The sequence below is a fragment of the Pseudomonas sp. PS01298 genome (genome assembly GCF_029959745.1).
GTDB lineage: Bacteria > Pseudomonadota > Gammaproteobacteria > Pseudomonadales > Pseudomonadaceae > Aquipseudomonas > Aquipseudomonas aylmerensis.
Window position 1 is genome coordinate 1 of the sequence record NZ_JASCPP010000121.1, and the last position, 17,384, is coordinate 17,384.

At 63.3% G+C, this 17,384-nt stretch carries 15 protein-coding genes and 1 pseudogene; 8 read left to right on the forward strand and 8 right to left on the reverse strand.

The window, feature by feature from the left end; all coding sequences use genetic code 11:
* Positions 1-124 precede the first annotated feature (124 nt).
* Positions 125-751: a response regulator transcription factor gene (locus QMX97_RS27590; protein WP_065903938.1), complete on the reverse strand. Its 627-nt coding sequence runs from the start codon at positions 749-751 to the stop codon at positions 125-127.
* A gap of 153 nt (positions 752-904) precedes the next feature.
* Between QMX97_RS27590 and QMX97_RS27595 the strand changes: the two genes are divergently transcribed.
* Positions 905-1,444, forward strand: coding sequence for a PQQ-dependent catabolism-associated CXXCW motif protein (locus QMX97_RS27595; protein WP_282397950.1), 540 nt, complete (start codon positions 905-907; stop codon positions 1,442-1,444).
* Between the two features lie 27 nt (positions 1,445-1,471).
* The gene (locus QMX97_RS27600) at positions 1,472-2,137 is read left to right on the forward strand and encodes a response regulator transcription factor (RefSeq protein ID WP_065903944.1); all 666 of its coding nucleotides are present in this window, start codon (positions 1,472-1,474) and stop codon (positions 2,135-2,137) included.
* Positions 2,138-2,157: 20 nt separating this feature from the next.
* Here the strand turns inward: QMX97_RS27600 and QMX97_RS27605 are convergent.
* The 5 genes and pseudogenes from QMX97_RS27605 to QMX97_RS27625 all read right to left on the reverse strand — a co-directional run.
* Positions 2,158-3,774: pseudogene (locus tag QMX97_RS27605) on the reverse strand (NahK/ErcS family hybrid sensor histidine kinase/response regulator); the annotation flags it as partial.
* Positions 3,775-4,051: 277 nt separating this feature from the next.
* Positions 4,052-5,197 carry a nitric oxide-sensing protein NosP gene (nosP, locus tag QMX97_RS27610; protein ID WP_065903949.1) on the reverse strand — a complete coding sequence of 382 codons (1,146 nt, stop codon included), beginning with the start codon at positions 5,195-5,197 and terminating at the stop codon, positions 4,052-4,054.
* Between the two features lie 119 nt (positions 5,198-5,316).
* The gene (locus QMX97_RS27615; protein WP_120449063.1) at positions 5,317-6,123 is read right to left on the reverse strand and encodes a sulfite exporter TauE/SafE family protein; all 807 of its coding nucleotides are present in this window, start codon (positions 6,121-6,123) and stop codon (positions 5,317-5,319) included.
* Positions 6,124-7,368 (reverse strand): FAD/NAD(P)-binding oxidoreductase, encoded by a 1,245-nt coding sequence (locus QMX97_RS27620; RefSeq protein WP_262134161.1) that lies wholly within the window; start codon positions 7,366-7,368, stop codon positions 6,124-6,126.
* A 50-nt stretch (positions 7,369-7,418) separates the two neighbouring features.
* A complete protein-coding gene (locus tag QMX97_RS27625) occupies positions 7,419-7,754 on the reverse strand; it encodes a metalloregulator ArsR/SmtB family transcription factor (RefSeq protein ID WP_053256978.1) in 336 nt (111 codons plus the stop codon).
* A gap of 94 nt (positions 7,755-7,848) precedes the next feature.
* On the opposite strand from QMX97_RS27625, the gene QMX97_RS27630 reads away from it, so the two are divergent.
* On the forward strand, positions 7,849-8,712 hold the full coding sequence (locus QMX97_RS27630) for an MBL fold metallo-hydrolase (protein ID WP_282397951.1): 864 nt from the start codon (positions 7,849-7,851) through the stop codon (positions 8,710-8,712).
* 676 nt (positions 8,713-9,388) lie between these two features.
* Here the strand turns inward: QMX97_RS27630 and bkdR are convergent.
* A complete protein-coding gene (gene bkdR, locus QMX97_RS27635; RefSeq protein ID WP_056861361.1) occupies positions 9,389-9,877 on the reverse strand; it encodes a Bkd operon transcriptional regulator BkdR in 489 nt (162 codons plus the stop codon).
* Between the two features lie 195 nt (positions 9,878-10,072).
* On the opposite strand from bkdR, the gene QMX97_RS27640 reads away from it, so the two are divergent.
* The 5 genes from QMX97_RS27640 to QMX97_RS27660 all read left to right on the forward strand — a co-directional run bounded on the left by QMX97_RS27640 (position 10,073) and on the right by QMX97_RS27660 (position 16,255).
* Complete coding sequence (locus QMX97_RS27640) at positions 10,073-11,308, forward strand: 3-methyl-2-oxobutanoate dehydrogenase (2-methylpropanoyl-transferring) subunit alpha (RefSeq protein ID WP_282397952.1); 1,236 nt, start codon at positions 10,073-10,075, stop codon at positions 11,306-11,308.
* A gap of 1 nt (position 11,309) precedes the next feature.
* Positions 11,310-12,368 (forward strand): alpha-ketoacid dehydrogenase subunit beta, encoded by a 1,059-nt coding sequence (locus QMX97_RS27645; protein ID WP_282397953.1) that lies wholly within the window; start codon positions 11,310-11,312, stop codon positions 12,366-12,368.
* The gene (locus QMX97_RS27650; RefSeq protein WP_282397954.1) at positions 12,369-13,625 is read left to right on the forward strand and encodes a dihydrolipoamide acetyltransferase family protein; all 1,257 of its coding nucleotides are present in this window, start codon (positions 12,369-12,371) and stop codon (positions 13,623-13,625) included.
* A 4-nt stretch (positions 13,626-13,629) separates the two neighbouring features.
* Positions 13,630-15,009 (forward strand): dihydrolipoyl dehydrogenase, encoded by a 1,380-nt coding sequence (gene lpdA / locus QMX97_RS27655; protein ID WP_065903968.1) that lies wholly within the window; start codon positions 13,630-13,632, stop codon positions 15,007-15,009.
* A gap of 226 nt (positions 15,010-15,235) precedes the next feature.
* Positions 15,236-16,255: a branched-chain amino acid aminotransferase gene (locus QMX97_RS27660; RefSeq protein WP_065903971.1), complete on the forward strand. Its 1,020-nt coding sequence runs from the start codon at positions 15,236-15,238 to the stop codon at positions 16,253-16,255.
* Between the two features lie 117 nt (positions 16,256-16,372).
* Here QMX97_RS27660 and QMX97_RS27665 read toward each other — a convergent pair whose 3' ends face one another.
* A complete protein-coding gene (locus tag QMX97_RS27665) occupies positions 16,373-17,269 on the reverse strand; it encodes a GNAT family acetyltransferase (protein WP_083221379.1) in 897 nt (298 codons plus the stop codon).
* Positions 17,270-17,384: the final 115 nt, after the last annotated feature.

Below are 17,384 nucleotides of genomic sequence, written 5' to 3' on the forward strand. Positions count from 1 at the left end.
GTGGATCAACATGTGGGCGCGGGCTTGCTCGCGAAAGCGCCGGGTCAGTCAGCACACCTGAAACTGACACCGCGTATTCGCGAGCAAGCCCACTCCCACAGGGTCCGCGTGCATCAGGTAGAGATCAGCCCGCCACTCGCACTACGCCCATATCGATGCCCAGGTGGACCAGTTCGGCATGGGAACTCACCTGCAACTTACTCTTGAGCAAGGTCAGGTGGTTGGACACGGTCTTGCTGCTGATACTCAGCTGGGCCGCGATAGAGCGTGCCGGGGTGCCTTTGGCGAGCATCAGGAAAATCTCCAGCTCGCGCTGGGTCATGCCCTGCAGGCGACGGTCGGTGGGGTGATAGGCCAGTTGCGTGGCCAGGTCCTGCTCGATGTAGGTGTGGCCGTCGAGGATGCGCTGCACCGCCTCAAGCATCACCGCCGGCGAGGCGTTTTTGGTCAGGTAACCGGCGGCGCCGGCGTCCAGGGCCTGGCGCACCACCGGCAGTTCCGCATGCTGGCTGAAGAACAATACGCGCAACTGCGGCAGGCGCTGGCGCAGGCGGCGAGTGGTTTCCAGGCCGCTGATCCCCGGCAGGCCGAAGCCGATGATCACCAGCGCGGGCACCGCCTCGTGCACCCGCGCCAGGGCCTCCTCGCCGCTCGCCGCTTCACGGACCACCACGCCCGGCAGCCCGTGGCGCAGCAGGCCGGCATACCCCAGGCGGACCACGGCGTGATCATCGACCAGCAGGATGTTCATAGTGCCTCCAATGGCAGCGTATCTTCCCCATGCTAGAACCCCGGGGCCTGCCGCGACCTACTACTTTGGTACTGGTTTTGCTGTCTATCGTCGCATTCCCAAGGCAGCGCGACTCACGTGTAATGGGCGCATAACGATAAGGATTGCCTTGCCATGCTGCCCGCTCGACTGCCCCTCGTGGCACTGCTGTGCCTGTTCGTCGGCTACACCTGCGCCGACACCCCGCTGTTTTCCGCCGAAGGCTACCGTCTCAGCCTATACCGCAGCCCTACGCCCGACCAATTGCCAGGCGCGACGATTGTCGACACCCAGGCCCTGCAAACCCTGCTGCGCCAGACGCCCGCGCCGGTGCTGGTCGATGTGTACCGCCGCCAGTGGCTGCAAGGCCGCTTCATCGAGGACCAGCCGCATGCCAACGTGCCCGGCAGCCACTGGCTGGCCAATACCGGCGACGGCGACCTCACGCCGGAATGGCAGGGTTATTTCGTGCGGCACCTGTACAAATACACCCACGGCGACCTGAACCGGCCGCTGGTGTTCTATTGCCGCGCCGATTGCTGGCTGAGTTGGAACGCGGTAAAACGAGCCGCCAACCTGGGCTATACCTCTGTGTATTGGTACCGCGATGGCTTGGACGCATGGGAAGCGGCGAAACTGCCAGTGACGGCTGCAGCACCCGAACCCTTTGAATAAAAATCCACAACAAGAAGGTGAACGGCCATGTACAAAATTCTGATTGCCGACGATCACCCGCTGTTTCGCGAGGCGATCCATAACGTCATCAGCGACGGGTTCCCCGGCAGCGACGTGATGGAAACCGCCGACCTGGACAGTGCCCTCGCGCTGACCCAGGAACACGACGACCTCGACCTGATCCTGCTCGACCTGAACATGCCCGGCATGCACGGCCTCAATGGCCTGATCAACCTGCGCAACGAATCGCCGACCATCCCGGTAGTTATTGTCTCCGCCGAACAGGACAAGCAGATCGTGCTGCAGGCCATCACCTATGGCGCCGTGGGGTTTATCACCAAGTCCTCGCCGCGCCTGCAAATGACCGAGGCGATCCAGCAGATTCTCAACGGCAATGTGTACCTGCCGCCGGACATCATCCGCACCCAGAAGCCCGGCACGCACCGGCGCCTCAACGAAAACCCCGGCTTCGCCCCCGAGCTGCTGCAAGCCCTGACCCGCAAGCAGCTGCTGGTGCTGGAGCGCATGACCAAGGGCGAGTCGAACAAGCAGATCGCCTACACCCTGGAGATTGCCGAGACCACGGTGAAGGCTCATGTGTCGGCGATCCTGCGCAAATTGAATGTGCATAACCGGGTGCAGGCGATCCTCAGTGCCGGGGACATTGATTTCGGCTCCTACCTGCGCCGCTGATCCTGCCCAGTTCCCCACGCCTACAGGGCGACGTGTTGGCCGAGCAAGTGACTCATCGCCGTCTTGAGCTTCATCGGCCGCACCGGCTTGTGCATCAGCGTGTGCCCCAGCTCGCGGATCTGCAGCTTCAACTCATTGCTGTAGTTGGCGGTGATCATCATCGCCGGGATCGCACGACCGCGCCGGGCGTTGATGCGGGCGACGGCGTCCACGCCGTTCTGGTCGTGGTCGAGGTGGTAGTCGGCGATCAGCAGGTCCGCCTCGGCATGGTAGTTGTCCACTTGCCGCGCCAGGTCCTGCTCTGACAACGCCGTCACCACGCAACAGCCCCAGCCTTCGAGCAAGGTGCGCATTCCCGCGCAGATCGCCGCATCGTTATCCAGCACCCACACCCGCGCGCCCTGCAGGCGCTCCAGCAGCGGCTCGCTCATGCACGGTATCGGCAAGGACCTGGGCGCGGTGGTGCTCAACGGCACCTCCACCGAAAACATCGAGCCCTGGCCCGGCCAGGACCTGACGCTGATGCGATGGCCGAGTATCCCGGCGATTTTCTCCACGATCGCCAGCCCCAGGCCCAGGCCGCGATCCTGGTCCGGGCGCTGCACATCACCGCGCTTGAACTCCTGGAAAATCTCCTCCAGCCGCTCCTCGGCAATGCCCATGCCGCTGTCCCATACCTGGATCAACACGCGCTGGTGCTGGCGTCGGCAGCCCAGCACCACGCGGCCCTTGTAGGTATAGCGAATCGCGTTGCTGAGCAGGTTGCGCAGGATCCGCGCGAGCAGCTGGATGTCACTGTGCACCAGCGCCGAGCAGCCGACAAAATGCAGCTGCAGGCCTTCGCTGCGGGCCAGCTCGGTGTACTCCGCCGCCAGGTTATCGAGCAATTCGCTCAGGGCGAACGGGGCGATATCGGCCTTGATCACCCCGGCATCCAGCTTGGAAATATCCACCAGGGTGCCCAGCAGGTTTTCCACGTCTTCCAGGGAATTGCTCACGTTGCGCACCAGGGTTTCGCTGGGGCGTTCCAGTAATGCACTGGTAAACAGCCGCGCCGCGTTCAGCGGTTGCAGGAGGTCGTGGCTGACGGCGGCGAGGAATTTGGTTTTCGACAGGTTGGCCTGCTCGGCCTCGCGCTTGGCCTCGCGCAGGCGTGCCTCCATGCGCCGGCGCTCATCGATTTCCTTCAACAACTGGCCGTTGAGCGAGGTCAGTTCCGAGGTGCGTTGGGCCACGCGCTGCTCCAGGTGCTGATAGGCCTGGTGCAGGGCTTCGGCGGTGCGCCGGCGTTCGGTGATGTCGCGAATCAGCACGAAAATCCCCACCACTTCACCGCTGGCGAGCATGTTCGGCACATAGGAGCGCAGCATGTAGCGCTCCTGGTTATTGATGTTGGTCTCGGCGAACTCAAAGGTCACGCTCTCCCCGGCCAGGGCGCGGGCGACGTAGGCATCCAGGCGCTGGCAATGCTGCTCGCTGTGGACTTCGCGCAGGCTCTGGCCAAGCATCATCCCGCGCGGCCAGCAGTACCATTCTTCATAGACTTTATTGGTGAACTCGTAGACCAGGTCGGCATTCAGGTAGCCGATCAGGGCCGGCACGTTGTCGGTGATCAGGCGAATCCAGCGCTCGCTGGCCTGGGCCTGCTGCGCCGCTATCTGTTCGCCGCGCAGGGCTTCGGCACGCAGCCGGGCGTTGATCAGCAGGTGGTTGCTGGCCTTGAGTTCGGCCATCGCCTGGTTCAGCGCGTCGGTGCGTTCGCGGACTTGCTCGGCCAGCACCACTGAATGCTGAAAGGTGGTGTAGGGATTGTTGCCCTGGGTCATGCCGGACTCGATGCGCTCGATCAACGCCGCATTGATCCGTGCCAGCTTGTGGTTGTCCTGTTGCAGCCGGGCGACCTCGGCGAGCAGCTCAGCGCCGGCCACGGGCAATGGCGACCCCGGTGAAGGTCTGGTTGATGTGCATGCCATTGAACTGTTCTCCGTAGGTGTTGAACCCCATCACCCGCTGGTCACGCAGCAAGCCACCGATCTGCTCCAGGGTGCCGGTGTCTTCCAGCTCCAGGCGGCGCAGGAAGCAGTCGCAGCCGATGGTCAGCAGCAGGTCGCCGAGGCGCGCGTGCAGGCCATCGAACAGGCCTTGCAGGTTCGGCAGGATCGGCCCGGGCTTCATCACGGTGAGGACGATGCCGTTTTCCACCGCGCAGTAGAAACTCAGGCTCAGGTCGGCGTGCACTTGCTGGATCGCGCGCACGTAGTACTGGTCGTGGATGCGCACCGCGAGTGGGTGGGCGGCGAAGAGGCGGTGGTCGAGGTCGGCCACGGCCACGCCGATGTGCCGCGCGTACTCCTCGGCGGCGGGTTCGGCGTTGAGCTCGAACACACGGCGTGACGGGCTGTCGGCGCCGGTCACCACCAGCTTCTCGGTGCGCGGCAGGATGTGGTGGGTGGTGAAGACCTCGAAGTCCAGCCAGGTGTTGACCAGCACCACCACTGCCGCGCCGCTGTGGAAGGCGCCGTTGAAGTACACGTGGGTGTCGGTGAGGAAGTTGTCATCACCGGCCGAACCGCCGAAGTGCGGGATGTCGCCGAGCGCCGCGCTGAGCGCGGCGAGCACCATTTCTTCACGGCTGGACAGGCCATCGAGCAAGGTCAGGGCGAAGGTATTCCCTTTGATCGGCGCCAGGGTATTGCTGCGACAGCCGCCGACCAGCCGCTCGACCATGTCCTGGGCGTTGATCAGGCTGAAGTGTTCAACCTGGTCGATGAGTTCGGTGGCAATGGAGAAGTGCGCATGATTGAACCCCACCGCCGTGATGCAATTGCGGCCATAACCTTGGGGCGTGATCTCGCCGGCACTGGTGCAACCCACCACACGCACACTGCCAAAGCACTGCTGCAGGGCCTGGCCGAGTGCCTGGAGGTCGTAGGAAGCGGAACAGAAAAACAGCACGAACCCCAGGTACGGATGCAGCAGTTGCCGCGCCAACTCCTCGGCCGCCTGCCCGGCATCGGCGGCCTGGGACATGGCACTGACTACGCCTTCACTGTTGTGCATCGCTGGTTCCCCCTCTGAAGCATGAGTGTACGAAGGCCCGGGGGTGGGACCTATGCTACTTGGGTACTGGATGGGGGGATGCGATGGGATGAATTGTCGTGGCGTCGCGGCGTTTCACATCAGACCGCCGCCTTGACCAACATGCCGGCCGCTACCAGCACGCACAGGCTGGCAAACCCGACCTGCAGGGTCCGCGCGGGGATCACCGAGCACAGGCGCCGGCCGATCAACATGCCGACAATGCTCGCGGCGATGAACACCCAGCCCATCGACTCGATGCGCACACCGGCGTGGAACGCGCCGACCACGCCGATCAGCGAGATCAGGCTGATCACCATCAGCGAAGTGGCGACGATGCCGCGCATCTGCACATCGGTGAGTTGCTTGAACGCCGGCACGATCAGGAAGCCACCGCCGACCCCGAGCAGTCCGGACACGGCGCCCGTGACCGCACCAAGGGCGGCGAGTGTCGCGCTGCACTTGGCGGTCCAGGCCAGGCGCCCGGTCTGCTGGTCGAGCATGCAGTTCTTCTGGCCCCAGGACGCGGCGCCATGGTCACTCGGCCCGGCTTCGACCTTTTCGCGCTGCAACATGCGCCAGGCCACCAGCACCATCAGCGCGCTGAACAGGCCCATCAGCAGCGCTTCCGGCATCTGGTGGGCAAGGAACACCCCCAGCGGCGAGAACAGCGCGCCGAGCAAGGCGATCAACAGCGCGGCACGGTACCGCACCAGGCCATGGCGCAGGCCGTCAATCGCGCCCACCGCCGCCGCTGCGCCCACCGCCAGCAAGGACACGGGCGCGGCCTGGGTCATGCTCAGGCCCAAGCCGAGCACCAACGCCGGCACGCCAAGGATGCCGCCGCCCGCGCCGGTCAAGCCCATGACCAGGCCCATCAAGATGCCTAAAACACTCGCCAGCAGCATTCAGTCCACCTTGCTCAAGCGGGTCAGCCACTCGCGCCCCTTGAGCATGCCGTTCCAGTAGAACCACGGCAGCAACGTCGCCTTGAGGAACCACATCGAACGCCGCGCGCGGGTCGGGTCGAGGGGAAAGGTCGGCAACAGCTTGCCGCCATAGCCGAACTCGGCCAGCACCACCTTGCCCTTCTCCACCGTCAGCGGGCAGGAGCCGTAGCCGTCGTATTTGAGCGGCAATGGCGCCTGTTTGCGCAGGGCCAGCAGGTTTTCGGCGACCACCACGATTTGCTTGCGCACGGCGGCAGCGGTCTTGGCGTTGGTGGTGCCGCACACATCGCCCAGCCCGAAGATGTGCGGGTAGCGCAGGTGTTGCAGGCTATGGGGGTTCACTTCGCACCAACCGGCGGCGTCGGCCAGCGCGCTCTGGTGGATAAACTCCGGTGCGACCTGGGGTGGCACCACGTGCAGCAGGTCGAAGGATTTCTCGACCACGGTGACGTTGCCCTCGGCATCCTTCACGTCGAACCAGGCCTTGCGTGCCGGGCCGTCGACTTTCACCAGGTTGGCATTGAATGCCAGGCGGGCGTTGTACTTCTCCACGTATTTCATCAGCGGCGGCACGAAGGTCGCGACCCCAAACAGCGCCGCGCCGGCGAGGTTGAATTCGACGTCGATATTGTTCAGATGGCCTTGCTTGAGCCAATGGTCGCAGGACAGGTACAGGGCCTTCTGCGGTGCGCCCGCGCATTTGATCGGCATCGCCGGCTGGGTAAAGATCGCCTTGCCGCCCTTCAATTGCTGCACCAACTGCCAGGTGTAGGCCGCGTACTGATAGCTGTAGTTGGAGGTCACGCCATTGCGGCCCAGCGTGTCCTGCAGCCCCTCGATTTTCTCCCAGGCCAGGCGCAGGCCGGGGCAGACGATGAGGTTTTGCCAGGTCACGCGCTGGCCGTTGTCGAGTACCAGGGTGTGTTCGTCGGGCAACAGCTCGGTGACCGCAGCCTGCACCCAGGTCACGCCATTGGGCAGCACATCGGCCAGCGGGCGGCGGGTCTTTTCCAGGTCATAGGCACCACCGCCCACCAACGTCCAGGCCGGCTGGTAGCAATGGTGGTCGCTGGGTTCGATCAGGGTGATGTTCAGGTGGGGGTCGCGCTTGAGCAGGCTGGCCAGCAGGCCGATGCCTGCCGAACCGCCGCCGATGACTACGATATCGCCACTGATGGTAGGGCCCCAGTGTTGGTCATTCATGGTCGATCGCCTTTCTTATACATGCACACAAGGGTCGCTGCCGGATGGCGTCACGCCCAGCTTTTCATGACCGCGCCGCAGTACAGCCCGGACAAGGTCTTCATCACTTGGATCACTTCGTGGCTGGCCAGCCCGTAGAAGATGTATTTGCCTTCCCGACGGGTGGCGACCAACCCTTCATCGCGCAAGATGCCCAACTGTTGTGACAGCGTCGGTTGGCGCACGCCGGTCATGGTTTCCAGCTCGCCGACGTTGCGCTCGCCCTGGGTCAGCTGGCAGAGGATCAACAAACGGTCTTCGTTGGCCAGCGCCTTGAGCAAGGAACAGGCCTTGGACGCCGATGCGCGCAACTGGGCGACTTCGCCCTCACTCAGAGTAGATTCCATTTGCCTCGGGTCCTTTCTGTCACTTAAGCTCAAAACATTATGTGTAAATGTAAACTGATTGTAACCACTTTTTTCTTCACCAGGGACCGCCGCCATGCCAGCGTTGATTCAAGCCTTTCTGGACGAGGCATCGTCGACCTACACCTACGTCGTGCATGAAACCGACGGTGGCCCCTGCGCCATCGTTGACTCGGTGCTCAACTACGACCCGGCTTCGGGGCGCACCGACACGGCCCAGGCCGACAAGGTCATCGCCTTCGTCCGCGAGCACGACCTGCACGTGCAATGGCTGCTGGAAACCCACGCGCACGCCGATCACCTGTCCGCGGCGCCCTACCTGCGTCGCCTCCTGGGCGGCAAGATTGCCATCGGCGCGTCCATCAGCAAGGTGCAGGGCGTCTTCAAGCACCTGTTCAACCTGGAGCCGGAGTTTCGCGTGGACGGCTCGCAGTTCGACCACCTGTTTGCGCCGGACGAGGTGTTTCATATCGGCAACCTCAAGGCCCAGGCGCTGCACGTGCCGGGGCATACGCCGGCGGACATGGCTTACCTGATCGACGACCGGTTGATCCTGGTGGGCGACACGTTGTTCATGCCGGACGTGGGCACGGCGCGCTGCGACTTCCCCGGCGGCGATGCGCGGCAGTTGTATGCGTCGATGCGCAAGCTCTTGGCGTTTCCCCCGCAGACCCAGCTGTATGTGTGCCATGACTATCCGCCCGAGGGCCGCGAGGCCAAGTGCCTGACAACCGTGGCCGAGCAGCGCGCGGGCAATATTCATGTGCATGACGGCGTCGATGAAAACGCGTTTGTCGCGATGCGCACCACGCGCGATGCCGGGCTGGGGATGCCGACATTGCTGCTGCCGGCGATCCAGGTGAACGTGCGCGCGGGCAATCTGCCGCCGGCTGAGGAGAATGGCGTGACGTACCTGAAGATCCCCCTCAACCAACTGTAAAAACATTGATCCCGAGTGGGAGCTGGCTTGTCGGCGATGGCGGTGTATCAGGTGCAGATAAGCTGGCTGGCCCAGCGCTTTCGCAGGCAAGCCAGCTCCCACATTTGTCCTCGGTTGTGTCAGGGTTGGGGATGTCGAGGTTATTGCCGGCTGAGGATTATGGCGTGACGTTCCTGAAGATCGCCCTCAACCCACTGTAAAAACATCGATCCCGTGTGGGAGCTGGCTTGCCTGCGATGGCGGTGTATCAGGTGCAGATAAGCTGGCTGGCCCACCGCTTTCGCAGGCAAGCCAGCTCCCACATTCGATCTCCATGCACCCGGGGACCTAGGCCTCACCCCCAATCCCCTGTGGGAGCGGGCTTGCTCGCGAAGGCGATCCGTCAGGTGGTGCATTCGGCGACTGATCCACCGCTTTCGCAGGCAAGCCAGGTTCCACCTTTGTCCGCGGCTGTGTCAGGGGTGGGGATGTCGACGCTGTGGCCAGCTGAGGATTATGGCGTGACGTATCTGAAGATCCCCCTCAACCCACTGTAAAAACGTCGATCCCGTGTGGGAGCGGGCTTGCCCGCGATGGCGGTGTATCAGGTGCAGATAAGCTGGCTGGCCCACCGCTTTCGCAGGCAAGCCAGCTCCCACATGTTGGGCTGTGCTTGGAACTGTGAGAGCGGTGTCAATCAGTTGCCGAGGCTGATGCCATTGGCCGGCAGCGGCAGCGCGGTTTTGTAGCGCACTTGCTTGAGCGCAAAGCTGGAGCGGATGTTGGCCACGCCCGGCACCTTGGTCAGGAAATCCATCATGAAGCGCTCCAGCGACTGGATCGTCGGCACCAGCACGCGGATCAGGTAGTCCGGGTCGCCGGCCATCAGGTAGCACTCCATCACCTCGGGACGGTCGGAAATCGCTCCCTCGAACTGCTGCAACGCCAGTTCGTTCTGCTTTTCCAGGCTCACATGGATGAACACGTTGACGTGCAGCCCCAGCAGGTCGGCATCGAGCAGCGTGACCTGGTCACGAATCAGCCCAAGTTCCTCCATCGCCTTGACCCGGTTGAAACACGGCGTCGGCGACAGGTTGACCGAGCGGGCGAGGTCGGCGTTGGTGATCCGCGCATTCTCCTGCAGGGCGTTGAGAATGCCGATATCGGTACGGTCCAGTTTGCGCATGAGACAAAATCACCTGTTTATTATGTTTATGCAGTTTTTTTATCCGCAAATGATCCCGGGCGCAATGAAACACAGATAAATATTCTTCTACGCCACGCCTATGATTGTTGTAGGACAAGATTTCTTCTACCCGAAGACTGACTGTCAGCTAGCGCGCCCACTACAAGAAATTCACAAGATAGAGCGTAGAAAGCCATGACCCAGCAGTACGAACCACTGCGCCTGCACGTGCCTGAACCCTCAGGCCGCCCCGGCTGCAAGACCGACTTTACCTACCTGCGCCTGACCGACGCCGGCCTGGTGCGCAAACCCGCCATCGACATAGAACCCGCCGACACCGCCGATCTGGCCAAGGGCCTGATCCGCGTCCTCGACGACCAGGGCCAGGCCCTGGGCCCGTGGGCCGAAGGCGTCCCGGTGGAGATCCTGCGCAAAGGCATGCGCGCGATGCTCAAGACGCGCATCTTCGACAACCGCATGGTCGTCGCCCAGCGTCAGAAAAAAATGTCGTTCTACATGCAAAGCCTTGGCGAAGAAGCCATCGGCAGCGCCCAGGCCCTGGCCTTGAACATCGACGACATGTGCTTCCCCACCTACCGCCAGCAAAGCATCCTGATGGCCCGCGACGTGCCGTTGGTGGACCTGATCTGCCAACTGCTGTCCAACGAACGCGACCCGCTCAAGGGCCGCCAACTGCCGATCATGTACTCGGTCAAGGACGCGGGTTTCTTCACCATTTCCGGCAACCTCGCCACCCAATTCGTACAAGGTGTGGGCTGGGGCATGGCCTCGGCGATCAAGGGCGATACCAAGATCGCCTCCGCCTGGATCGGCGACGGCGCCACGGCCGAATCGGACTTCCACACCGCCCTCACCTTCGCCCACGTCTACCGCGCGCCGGTGATCCTCAACGTGGTCAACAACCAATGGGCCATCTCCACCTTCCAGGCTATCGCTGGCGGTGAAGCCACCACCTTCGCCGGACGCGGCGTGGGCTGCGGCATCGCTTCCCTGCGGGTCGACGGCAACGATTTCATCGCGGTGTACGCCGCCTCCGCCTGGGCCGCCGAGCGTGCGCGCCGCAACCTCGGCCCGACCCTGATCGAATGGGTCACCTACCGCGCCGGTCCGCACTCAACCTCCGATGATCCGTCCAAATACCGGCCTGCCGACGACTGGAGCCACTTCCCGCTGGGCGACCCGATTGCCCGTCTCAAGCAGCACCTGATCAAGATTGGCCAGTGGTCCGAAGAGGAGCACGCGGCGGTCAGCGCTGAACTGGAAGCCGAAGTGATTGCGGCCCAGAAAGAAGCCGAACAGTACGGCACCCTGGCCGGTGGCCAGATTCCAAGCGCCGCGACCATGTTCGAAGACGTCTATAAAGAGATGCCGGAGCACTTGAAGCGCCAGCGTCAAGAGTTGGGGATCTGACATGAACGATCACAACAACAGCATCGAATTGGAAACCGCCATGACCACCACCACCATGACCATGATCCAGGCCCTGCGCTCGGCCATGGATGTGATGCTTGAGCGTGACGACAATGTGGTGGTATTCGGCCAGGACGTCGGTTACTTCGGCGGCGTATTCCGTTGCACCGAAGGCTTGCAGACCAAGTACGGCAGTTCGCGGGTGTTCGACGCGCCGATCTCGGAAAGCGGCATTATCGGCGTGGCCGTTGGCATGGGCGCCTATGGCCTGCGTCCGGTGGCAGAAATCCAGTTCGCCGACTACGTCTACCCGGCGACCGACCAGATCATCTCCGAAGCCGCGCGCCTGCGTTATCGCTCGGCCGGCCAGTTCACTGCGCCGCTGACCATGCGCATGCCTTGCGGCGGCGGCATCTACGGCGGCCAGACCCACAGCCAGAGTATCGAAGCGGTCTTCACCCAGGTCTGCGGCCTGCGCACCGTGATGCCGTCCAACCCGTATGACGCCAAGGGCCTGCTGATCGCCTCGATCGAAAACGATGACCCGGTGATCTTCCTCGAGCCCAAGCGCCTGTACAACGGCCCGTTCGACGGCCACCACGACCGCCCGGTGACGCCGTGGTCCAAGCACCCGCAAGCGCAGGTGCCGGACGGTTACTACACCGTGCCGCTGGACGTGGCCGCCATCGTGCGTCCGGGCTCGGCCGTCACCGTGCTGACCTACGGTACCACCGTGTATGTGTCGCAAGTTGCCGCCGAGGAAACCGGTATCGATGCCGAAGTCATCGACCTGCGCAGCCTGTGGCCACTGGACCTGGAAACCATCGTCAAGTCGGTGAAAAAGACCGGCCGTTGCGTGGTGGTGCATGAAGCCACCCGCACCTGCGGCTTTGGTGCCGAGTTGGTGTCGCTGGTGCAGGAGCATTGCTTCCATCACCTGGAAGCGCCGATCGAACGCGTCACCGGTTGGGACACCCCCTACCCGCACGCGCAGGAGTGGGCGTATTTCCCAGGGCCGTCCCGAGTGGGCGCGGCGTTGAAATGGGTCATGGAGGTCTGAATGGGCACGCACGTTATCAAGATGCCGGACATTGGCGAAGGCATCGCGGAAGTTGAACTGTCGGTATGGCACGTGAAGGTCGGCGACATGGTCGTCGAAGACCAGGTGCTGGCAGATGTAATGACCGACAAGGCGATGGTGGACATTCCCTCGCCGGTGCACGGCAAGGTGATTGCACTCGGCGGCGAGCCGGGTGAAGTCATGGCCGTGGGCAGTATCTTGATCAGTATTGAAGTCGAAGGCGCCGGTAACGCCAAGGAAGCGCCCGCGGTAAGTGAACCGGTGAAAGCCGCTGCCGTGGTCGAAGCCAAACCGGCGCCGGTTGAAAGCAAGCCGGCACCGGCAGTCATCAAGGCCCAGGCGCCCGTGGCGCGTGAAGCCGACGAACGCCCGCTGGCCTCCCCCGCCGTGCGCAAGCATGCGCTGGATGCCGGGATCCAGCTGCGCCTCGTCCAGGGCTCCGGCCCGGCGGGGCGCATTCTGCATGAAGACCTGGACGCTTACTTGCTGCAGCGCCCGGCGCACACTCACAGCGCTGCCAACCCCTACGCCGAACGCACCAGCGAAGAACAGATCCCGGTGATCGGCATGCGCCGCAAGATCGCCCAGCGCATGCAGGATGCCACCCGGCGCGCCGCGCATTTCAGCTACGTGGAAGAGATCGACGTCACCGCCCTCGACGAGCTGCGCGTGCACCTCAACGAGAAGCATGGCGCCACCCGCGGCAAGCTGACCCTGCTGCCGTTTATCGTGCGGGCGATGGTCGTGGCGTTGCGCGACTTCCCGCAGATCAACGCGCGCTATGACGACGAAGCCCAGGTCATCACCCGCCTCGGCGCGGTGCATGTGGGTGTCGCCACCCAGAGCGACGTCGGCCTGATGGTACCGGTGGTGCGACACGCCGAAGCCCGCAGCCTGTGGGGCAACGCCGAGGAAATCGCGCGCCTGGCCACGGCCGCACGCAATGGCAAGGCCAGCCGCGATGAATTGTCGGGTTCGACCATTACCCTGACCAGCCTGGGCGCGCTCGGCGGCATCGTCAGCACCCCGGTGCTGAACTTGCCCGAAGTGGCCATCGTCGGCGTCAACCGTATCGTTGAGCGACCGATGGTGATCAAGGGCCAGATCGTGGTGCGCAAGATGATGAACCTCTCCAGCTCCTTCGACCACCGCGTGGTCGATGGCATGGACGCGGCGCAATTCATCCAGGCCATCCGTGGCCTGCTCGAACAACCCGCCAGCCTGTTCCTGGAGTAAGGGCATGACTCAGACATTGAATACCACGCTGCTGATCATCGGCGGCGGACCTGGCGGTTATGTGGCAGCGATCCGGGCTGGCCAGCTGGGCATCCCGACCATCCTGGTGGAAGGCCAGGCGCTGGGCGGCACCTGCCTGAACATCGGCTGCATCCCGTCCAAGGCCCTGATCCACGTGGCCGAACAGTTCCAGCAAACCATCCACCACAGCCAGGGTTCGCAACTGGGCATCGAAGTGGACGTGCCAACCCTGGACATCCGCAAGAGCGTGGAATGGAAAGATGGCATCGTCGACCGCCTGACCACCGGCGTTGCCGCGCTGCTGAAGAAGCACAAGGTGCAGGTGATCCACGGCTGGGCCAAGGTGGTGGACGGCAAGACCGTCGACGTCGGCGACCAACGCATCCAGTGTGAGCACCTGCTGCTGGCCACCGGTTCGAAAAGCGTCAACCTGCCGATGTTGCCGATTGGCGGGCCGATCATTTCCTCCACCGAAGCCCTGGCGCCAACTCGTGTGCCCAAGCGCCTGATCGTGGTCGGTGGCGGTTATATCGGCCTGGAGCTGGGGATTGCCTATCGCAAGCTTGGCGCGCAAGTCAGCGTCGTCGAAGCGCAGGACCGCATCCTGCCCGCCTACGACGCCGAGCTGACCCAGCCGGTGGCCGAATCCCTCAAGCACCTGGGCGTGAAGCTGTACCTCAAGCACAGCGTCACCGGGTTCGACAACAATAGCCTGCAGGTCCGTGATCCGAATGGCGACACCGTGTCGCTGGACGCCGATCAGGTACTGGTTGCCGTGGGTCGCAGACCCAACACCCAGGGTTGGAACCTCGAGGCACTGAACCTGGAAATGAATGGCGCCGCGATCAAGATCGACAGCCGTTGCCAGACCAGCATGCGCAATGTGTGGGCGATCGGTGACCTCAGCGGCGAACCGATGCTCGCGCACCGCGCCATGGCCCAGGGTGAAATGGTCGCCGAACTGATCAGCGGCAAGTCCCGCGAATTCAACCCGGCGGCCATCCCGGCCGTGTGTTTCACCGACCCCGAGCTGGTGGTGGTCGGCAAGACCCCGGACGAGGCCAAGGCGGCCGGACTGGATTGCATCGTGTCGAGTTTCCCGTTCGCGGCGAATGGCCGGGCCATGACCCTGGAGTCGAAAACCGGCTTCGTGCGGGTGGTGGCGCGGCGTGACAATCACCTGATCGTCGGCTGGCAGGCCGTGGGCGTCGGCGTGTCCGAGCTGTCCACCGCCTTCGGCCTGAGCCTGGAAATGGGCGCGCGCCTGGAAGACGTGGCCGGCACCATCCACGCCCATCCGACGCTCGGCGAAGCCGTGCAGGAAGCCGCTTTAAGGGCCCTGGGCCACGCGCTGCACCTTTAACAACCGCGGTGAGGCCATCGCAGGCAAGCCAGCTCCCACAGGTAAAATGCATTGCAAATGGGGGCGCTGGCTTGCCTGCGATAGCGGTGGATCAGCCAATACAGCTGCTGAATGGCCCGCCCACCCGCTCCCACACCGGCCAAGAATGAAGTATTGTTGCGCCCATCCAGAAAAAAACCGACAAGCCTGCCTTCGACCAGGCGGTTGACCAGAGATAGAGGGTGTCATGGGTAACGAAAGCATCAATTGGGACAAGCTGGGTTTTGACTACATCAAGACCGACAAACGGTTTCTCCAAGTCTGGAAAGACGGTGAGTGGCAAAAAGGCACCCTGACCGACGACAACGTGCTGCACATCAGCGAGGGCTCCACCGCCCTGCACTATGGCCAGCAGTGCTTCGAAGGCCTCAAGGCCTACCGTTGCAAGGACGGCTCGATCAACCTGTTCCGCCCGGACCAGAACGCCGCCCGCATGCAACGCAGCTGCGCCCGCCTGCTGATGCCACATGTGTCGACCGAAGACTTCATTGAAGCCTGCAAACAAGTGGTCAAGGCCAACGAGCGCTTCATCCCGCCGTACGGCAGTGGCGGCGCGCTGTACCTGCGCCCGTTCGTGATCGGCACCGGTGACAACATCGGCGTGCGTACCGCGCCGGAGTTCATCTTCTCGGTGTTCGCGATCCCGGTCGGTGCCTACTTCAAGGGCGGCCTGGTGCCGCACAACTTCCAGATCTCCACCTTCGACCGCGCCGCGCCACAGGGCACCGGTGCCGCCAAGGTCGGTGGCAACTACGCCGCCAGCCTGATGCCGGGTTCCGAAGCGAAGAAATCCGGCTTCGCCGACGCGATCTACCTGGACCCGATGACCCACTCGAAGATCGAGGAAGTCGGCTCGGCGAACTTCTTCGGGATCACCCACGACAACAAGTTCATCACGCCGAAGTCGCCTTCGGTGCTGCCAGGCATCACCCGCCTGTCGTTGATCGAACTGGCCAAGACCCGCCTGGGCCTGGAAGTGATCGAGGGCGAAGTGTTCATCGACAAACTGGCGGACTTCAAGGAAGCCGGCGCCTGCGGCACTGCCGCCGTGATCTCGCCAATCGGCGGCATCCAGTACAACGGCAAGCTGCACGTGTTCCACAGCGAAACCGAAGTCGGCCCGATCACCCAACAGCTCTACAAAGAGCTGACCGGCGTGCAAACCGGCGACATCGAAGCCCCGGCGGGCTGGATCGTCAAGGTCTGACAGCCCACACCCGGCTGAGCCACACGCCACTGTAGGAGCCGGCTTGCCGGCGATGACTACCTTGAATACCGCATTGGACTCAAGGGCCTCATCGCCGGCAAGCCGGCTCCTACCGGTTTATGCCCCGCTCTTGGGGATGTTCGCGGCAATCTTCTTGCCCATGCTGATCCTCGCCTCCACCCCATACCCCAACGCCTCGTAGAACCCCGCCACCGCCTCGTTGCCACTGGTGACCTGCAGATTGATCTTCATGCAGCCCAGGGCCGTCAATGCCTGCTCGGCATAGCGCACCAGCGAGGAACCCAGGCCATGACGCCGATAATCAGCGTGCACGGCTACCGAATACAGCCAGCCGCGATGGCCGTCGTAGCCGGCCAGAATCGTGCCGATCACCACCTTCTTATCCGTTGCCACGAAAAACAGCCCATCGTTGACGGCCAGCTTCTTATCAATAGCCAGGGTTGGCAGGTTGTGCGCGGTGTCATACCCGAATGCCTCCTGCCACAACGCCACCACCTGCGCCCGGTGCTGGCGGTCGCGATAAAGCCCGATGGGATGGCGCGACAACAGCGTCTTCTCCATCACCAAGGTGCGCTCGTTGCCGTGGTAAACATCGCGGACCGTTTGAAACCCCAGCTTGGTATAGAACGGTTCGGCGGTCAGCGAAGACGGCACACTCAACACCGTCACCCCGGCCTCGCGGGCGCGCACTTCGATTTCAATCATCAACAGCCGGCCAATGCCCTGCCCTTGCAGCGCCGGATTGACGAACACCGAGCGCACCACATTGGCGTCCAGGGCGGCCGTGGCGACAATCACCTGCTCCTGCACCGCCACCAGCACCACCCGGCGCGTCAGCAATGCCAGCACTGCATCGGGGGTGAAGTTAGCCGCTACCCGGGCAATCACATCCGCGGGGTAATCCCGCGCATTGCTGCTGTGCAAGGCCGCCAGGATGACCTGGCTGATTCCCTCGGCATCGGCGGGTTGGGCAGTACGGACAGCGGTCGACATAATTGCTCCTTGCTGCGGCGGTTTGGCAGACGCCACCATACCAATGTGGGAGCGGGCTTGCTCGCGAATGCGCAGTGTCAGTCACCCAATCCAGTACTGACAGACCCCATTCGCG